General features: G+C 66.8%; 5 protein-coding genes and 2 pseudogenes. 3 read left to right on the forward strand and 4 right to left on the reverse strand.

The genetic code is table 11. The features are described from left to right. Positions 1-170: 170 nt before the first annotated feature. A pseudogene (locus AC2W7A_RS07905) lies at positions 171-515 on the reverse strand (M13-type metalloendopeptidase); the annotation flags it as partial. 79 nt (positions 516-594) lie between these two features. On the opposite strand from AC2W7A_RS07905, the gene AC2W7A_RS07910 reads away from it, so the two are divergent. From AC2W7A_RS07910 to AC2W7A_RS07920, 3 genes are all read left to right on the forward strand, one after another. Continuing rightward, the gene (locus AC2W7A_RS07910) at positions 595-918 is read left to right on the forward strand and encodes a hypothetical protein (protein ID WP_485990878.1); all 324 of its coding nucleotides are present in this window, start codon (positions 595-597) and stop codon (positions 916-918) included. An 80-nt stretch (positions 919-998) separates the two neighbouring features. Next, positions 999-1,130 (forward strand): hypothetical protein, encoded by a 132-nt coding sequence (locus AC2W7A_RS07915; protein ID WP_485990879.1) that lies wholly within the window; start codon positions 999-1,001, stop codon positions 1,128-1,130. Positions 1,131-2,598: 1,468 nt separating this feature from the next. Next, complete coding sequence (locus tag AC2W7A_RS07920) at positions 2,599-3,015, forward strand: hypothetical protein (RefSeq protein ID WP_485990880.1); 417 nt, start codon at positions 2,599-2,601, stop codon at positions 3,013-3,015. Positions 3,016-3,060: 45 nt separating this feature from the next. On the opposite strand, the pseudogene AC2W7A_RS07925 reads toward AC2W7A_RS07920, so the two are convergent. The 3 genes and pseudogenes from AC2W7A_RS07925 to AC2W7A_RS07935 form a co-directional block, all read right to left on the reverse strand. Further along, positions 3,061-5,174, reverse strand: a pseudogene (locus tag AC2W7A_RS07925) (M13 family metallopeptidase). Positions 5,175-5,423: 249 nt separating this feature from the next. After that, the gene (locus AC2W7A_RS07930; RefSeq protein WP_485990882.1) at positions 5,424-5,897 is read right to left on the reverse strand and encodes an SRPBCC family protein; all 474 of its coding nucleotides are present in this window, start codon (positions 5,895-5,897) and stop codon (positions 5,424-5,426) included. Positions 5,898-6,152: 255 nt separating this feature from the next. Further along, a partial coding sequence (locus AC2W7A_RS07935) for a DNA-3-methyladenine glycosylase (protein ID WP_485990881.1) occupies positions 6,153-6,460 on the reverse strand: 308 nt, incomplete at its 5' end.

Below are 6,460 nucleotides of genomic sequence, written 5' to 3' on the forward strand. Positions count from 1 at the left end.
GTCCGCCGGCCCGCCGAGCTGCTGGACCGCTTCACCGAGGAGCGCGCCCGCCGCGCGGACTGACGCTCCCGAGCGCCGCCGTCGCCCTGACACGACGACGCCACCCACCTGCCGACCGCACCTGAGGTCGGACGGTGCGCGGCCGTCGTCGTCGCCTCCCGGAGGTCAGGTCACCAGATGGAGACGCGCTCCTGAGGAGCCAGCCACATGGCGTCCTGGTCGGTGGTGCCGTAGGCGGCGTGGAAGGCGTCCAGGTTCTTCACCACCTGGTTGCAGCGGAACTCGTTCGGGGAGTGCGGGTCCGAGGCGATGCGGGTGATCATCGTCTCCGTGCGGGTCAGCTGACGCCACACCGAGGCCCACGAGGAGAAGAACTCGCGGTCCTGCGCGGCGGTGTCCTCCGAGTCCGCGTCGGACTGCTCCTCGCGCCAGATCTCCAGCGCCTGGTGCGCGATGCCCAGGCCGCCGAGGTCGCCGATGTTCTCACCCAGGGTGAACTCCCCGTTGACGTGGTGGTGGTGCAGAACACCACGGCCCCGCACACCAAGGGCGTGGCCACCTCGGCTGTGACCTTCTTCCGCGCCCTCGGCGGCGATGGCCACCATGTCGCACGAGCAGCGGGTGATCTTCGAAGACGTCTACCCGTGGGCCATCTCCCGGGCCTTCCTGTGGACGGCGCCGTTGGCCGCAGTGTCCCTGGTAGCCGTCGCCCAGCTGCCGAACATCGCTCTGGGCCACAAGAATGCCCCGGAGCAGCGAACCGCCCAGCGCGAGGCCAAGCGGGCCGCCGCCGCCAATGCCATGGGCCCCCACCGACACGCTGCCCACGGTCCGACCGGCCGCGGGCACGGACACGGACCGGAGGGGCACCGGGCCGGCGGGCGAACACCTCGGCGCCGAGCAGTCCCGGGACGATGAACGGCCGTGAGCGTTGGACAGGACCCCCTCTCCCGGCACTGGCCGAGTAGCTGCTGCTGGACCGGGCCCAGGTCTTCCGCATGGCCCGCGACCTGGAGGCTGCCGGTCTGATCCGACGCGACCCGGACCCGGCGGACCGGCCGGATTGGGAGCGTGCCGGGACCTCGAGCAGTGGGAGATCGAGGAGATCGACACCCTCACCACCCTCCTGATTCGGTTCATGGACCAACGACAGGAACGGTTGGCATGCGCCCCGGACGGGACGGCGGGGGACTGAGCCGGGCTGGCCTGAGCGTGGGGTGCCCCGTAGGGTCACGATTTGATCACAGACTCCGAATCCAGGCGCTTATTGACGGCCACGACGTATATTGCTAACACCTCGCCCCTGAGATTCACCTCACTCTCAGACAGGAGACCTATTATGCCAGCCCCATTTCGCTCCCTGGTTGCACTTTTGGCATGCATCCACCTCGCCGCCCCAGAGCTACCGACCCGACACCCCCTGCGCACCACCCGCCTACCAGCCATCAATCCTCCACGAGGTCACAGGGTGCATTCACGGAGAGTTACACATCCATTAAAGATGATTCTTTACAAGGTGGAGAGGAGGAGCTCCCCCAGGAGGCGGCGATTGCATTCAATGACCTCGTAGCCCAAGTCGCATCTATCGAAAGTAGGACTTACTCGCACGCGGAATGGACTGGAGACGCGCAAGCTCCGTCGATCCATTTTGCAGGCCAACCGTCCCAGGATACTGTCAATCTAATAACCTCCCATCCCAGCAATCCTCAGATTCATACGGATGCACCGGCGACTAGAACAGCCATGGACCTGGAAATGGAGGTCGTATCCGAGTCACTTTCCAAGGATCCCTCCATTTCATCATTCGTGGTTTCCGCGGATCCTAGTAACGTTACGATGAAAGTCGATATAACCCTTCGTCATCTTGATGCATCGCATTCAAATCTAGCCACTTATCGTCGTCAATATACAGACATCCTCCCTGAACTAGGTATTCCGTTGCGGTACGTTATCACTGCGACAAGCCAGCCCTCAGAGGTGGAGGTAACTCGAGGCGGAAAGGCGTTTGGTGGATGCACTACCGCATTTACGGTTCGACAAGGAGGGTCCAATGGAGTTCTTACTGCAGGACATTGCTCCAACTACGCACAAGTACCATCCGGAACAAGCATCAAAGCAGACTACCGCACTGAACACATCGGTAGATATGGTGACTTCCAGTGGCACTCCACATTGGACTCCCTGTCTCGATATATCTCACTCGGGAGTGCCGGCACGCGAAGAATTGACGGATACTCGATTCTGAATAAAGGCACTCAGGCCTGCAATTATGGAAAGACACGGTCGCAACCGTCTTGCGGTACAGTGGTGAATGAATCCGTATGCGTACAGTTTACTGACATGCCCTATGTTTGCAGCCTCGTTGCCGTGCGCGGATCCTTTACGAGCCCGGGAGATAGCGGAGGGCCCTGGTAGATTGGAAACCGAGCACTTGGTATTCACGCGGGCTCAAACAAGGGTAAGAATCAGATGTACTATTCTCGCGTCGACAGATCTCTATCCGTATTGCGCGTCAATCTTTACACGAAATGAACTAGCGTTAGGCATGGAATGCGCGCTCCCATGATTCCTCATGATTCACAGCCTCTGCGTCGCCTGATGCGAGCGCGGGCGTTCCTCGCCGTCACCGGCCTGACACTGTCCCTCGCCATTGGATGCACATCGCCCGCCCCGTCACCGTCCCTGTCCACCACGGACCATGGATATCGGCTCCTGACCATCGATGTGGATGCTGACCGAGGGTTCGAGGCGGAGGCCTTGCTCAGCGGTCGGCTGACGCTCAGTCCGCACGGCTGCGTCGTCGTCGAGGAAGGCGACGGCACCCTGATGGTTCCGATGTTCCGGAACCCCGTGGACGTCACGTACGAGGACGGTGAACACCTCACCTTCACCGCCATGGACGCCACCTTTCATCTGGGAGACCAGGTGTCCTTCGGCGGCGGCGACTTCACAGAGCCCGAGTGGGCCGAGGAGTGCGGGGCACGGACCACCTTCCGCGTGCACACCACGAACTGACGGCCGCGGACAGGCGCCGGGACGACCCAACGCATGCCGCCCGGCTCACCAGATGGAGACGCGCTCCTGAGGAGCCAGCCACATCGGGTCCTGCTCGGTGGTGCCGTAGGCCTCGTGGAAGGCGTCCAGGTTCTTCACCACCTGGTTGCAGCGGAACTCGTTCGGGGAGTGCGGGTCCGAGGCGATGCGGGTGATCATGGTCTCCGTGCGGGTCAGCTGACGCCACACCGAGGCCCAGGAGGAGAAGAACTCACGGTCCTGCGCGGCGGTGTCCTCCGCGTCCGCATCGGACTGCTCCTCACGCCAGATCTCCAGCGCCTGGTGCGCGATGCCCAGGCCGCCGAGGTCGCCGATGTTCTCACCCAGCGTGAACTCGCCGTTGACGCGGTGCTCCGGAGCCTCCGCTGGGGACAGCGCGCTGTACTGCGCGACCAGCTTCGCGGTGCGGTCCGAGAACGCCTCACGGTCCTCGTCCGTCCACCAGTTCTTCAGGGTGCCGGTGCCGTCATAGCGGGAGCCCTGGTCGTCGAAGCCGTGGCCGATCTCATGGCCGATCACCGCACCGATGCCGCCGAGGTTCGCGGCCATGGAGCGCTCGGGGTCGAAGAACGGGGGCTGCAGGATGGCGGCCGGGAACACGATGGCGTTCTCCAGCGGCGAGTAGTAGGCGTTCACCGTCTGCGGAGTCATGTGCCACTCCTCCGGGTCCGGGCCCTTCTCGATCTTCGCCAGGTCCCAGTCCCACGCGAACTCCTCCGCCCGGCGGGCATTGCCGAGCAGGTCGTCCGCGTCCACCTCCAGCGTGGAGTAGTCGATCCACTTGGACGGGAAGCCCACCATGGGCCGGAACATGGACAGCTTCTCCAGGGCACGCTGACGGGTGTCCTCGCCCATCCAGTCCAGGCGGGAGATGGAGCGGCGGTAGGCCTCGTTGAGCAGGCGGACCAGCCGGTCCATCTCCTCCTGGTGTCCGGCCGGAAGTGCTTGGCCACGTACAGCTGGGCCACGTCCTCACCTGCGGCGGAGTTCACGAAGGCCACCGCACGCTTCCAGCGCGGGCGGACCTCCTCGGTGCCGGCAAGGCGGCGGCCGTAGAAGGAGAAGTTCTCCTGCACGAACGCCTCCGGCAGGTACGGGGCGAACGAGCGCAGCACCTGCACCTGCAGCCAGTGCTTCCAGGTCTGCAGGTCCACGGCGTCGGCGCCGGCCAGCAGGGACTGGATCCCGGTGAGGAACTCCGGCTGCCAAACCACGACCTCGTCGGAGCGGGTGCCGGAGGCCCCGATGCCCTCGAGCCAGGCCTGGGCGAGCGGGAACGTCTCGTCCAGCTGCGCGCGGGTCAGCAGGTTGTACCGGGCGACCGCGTCACGGGTGCGGACCACGTCCCAGTGGTGCGAGGCGATCCTGGTCTCCAGGTCCACCACGGTGCCGGCGATCTCCGAGGCCTCGGCCTCGTCCGCGCCGACGCCGGCCAGGGCCAGCATGCGGCCCAGGTGCGCACGGTACTCGGAGACGATCTCGGCGTAGGAGTCGTCGCGGTAGTAGGACTCGTCCGGCAGGCCGAGGCCGCCCTGCAGCAGGTGCAGGAGCATGCGCTCGGGATTGCCGGCGTCGTTCATGGCCCCTGTGTTGATCAGGCCGGAGACGCCGTGGCGCTGCAGGGCGCCGGAGAGGGTGAGCAGCTGCTCCGGGGTCTCCACGGTCTCGATCGCGGCGAGGTCCCCGGCGATCGGCGCGACGCCGCGGGCCTCCACGACCTCCTCGTCCATGAACGAGGCGTAGAGCGCGGCGATGCGGCGGCGCAGGACGGACTGGTCCTCGGCGCCGGCCGACTCGTCCGCGTCCGCGGTGTCCGAGGGGACCTCCGGGACGGTCGGGTCCTGGGGTGCGGGGTCCAGGGTCTCGGTGTCCGGGGAGACGATGTCCGCCGAGGCCTCCACGCGCGCCTGGGCCGCGTCATGGCCGGTGCCGACCGTGCGCACGGCGTCCTCGCAGAGGTGCCGGACGGCGAGCTCCGCGTTGTCTCTCAGCTCGAGGAACGCCCCGTAGGCGCCCTGGTCGGAGGGGATCTCATGGGAGGCCAGCCACTCTCCGTTGACGTGGCGGTAGAGGTCCTCGGTGGGGCTCGGGACGGCGGCGTTCTCGGCGGGTGCGGTCACAGGGCGACTCCTTCGTCTGCTGTGGGCGGCGGATGGGCGTGGTGTCCACGAGCCTAGTGGGTCCGGTCACATCGGCGCAGGGCGCCGGTCTGACGTGCACCCGGGCGGGCGGGGTCTACAACCGGGCAGGGGGTACGGTCGCCACCGGGCACGACGACGGCGGCGCACCTGGGGTGCCCGGGTGCGCCGCCGTCGTCGGGAAGGCTCGGCGTCAGGCGCCGGCCGGTCCGAAGGTGCTCGGGATCCGCGTCAGGAGACCGCGGAGGCGAGCTTGGAGACGGACTCCTCCATCTGCGCCTCGCTGATCAGCGGGAACAGGTTCTTGGCGAGCAGGTCCTGGTCGGTGACCTTGGACCAGTCGTAGGTGAGGGTCACGTCGGTGGAGTCCTGGCCGTTGGGCTCGAGGGTCCAGACCCACTGCCACCCCGGCGGCTCGGTGCCGGCCGGAGCGGTGGCCCAGCCGACCATCTTGTTCTTGTCATAGGCGACGACGTGGTTGTCCGTCTTGTACTCGCCACCCATGTGGTCGCCCTGCATGTTCATGGTGAACACGTCGCCGACCTTCTGGATGCGCTGGGACTTCTCGTCGTCCACCACGAAGCCGCTGGAGTCGAAGAGCTTGTGCTTCTCCGGCAGGGTCAGCACCTCGAAGATGTCCTTCGCCGGGGCATCGATCGTGCGGGTCACGGACTGCTTCGTCTCGCCCTGGGGGCTCTGGTTCATGCTCATGGATGCACCGTAGACACGCCCTCCCCCGCGCTGGCAAGGGTGCGGGTGCGCCCCCTCCGGGGCGTCCTCATCCGCTGACGCACGATCCGGACGCCACGGAGGCGATGTGGCGGAGGATGCGCCGTCTCACGCCCGGCCACGGTCTGCGCCCGCCGCTGGGCGTGAAGGTCCTGCCTGCCGGGCATGTTCCCCACACGCTTTCGGCGGACGGCCCCCGGCCGGGCGGGGTCCTCCCGCCGGCCGCTGCGCTCAGGCCGGGACGTGACGGCCGGCGCGATAGCGGCTCACCGTGGGGTCGCCGGTGAGCCAGTACCGCCACGGGAACCGCGCCGAGCCGCCCTCCCCGGACACGCCCACGCGGGGACCGGTGGAGACCTGCGGAGTCGGTGAGCCGGCAGGAGGCGGAGCGAGGACGAAGGAGGACGGTGCGCGGCCGTCGTCGTGAGGCGGGGTGCCGCCCGGGACGGCCGCCGCGGTGAGCGCGACCGGAGTATGGCCCATGGCCAGCGTGATGCCGAGGCCCTGGCCGAGGTTCCCGGGGCCGGAGAGCAGGCGGG

The sequence above is a fragment of the Micrococcus sp. LASM2_SD2 genome (assembly GCF_057364565.1).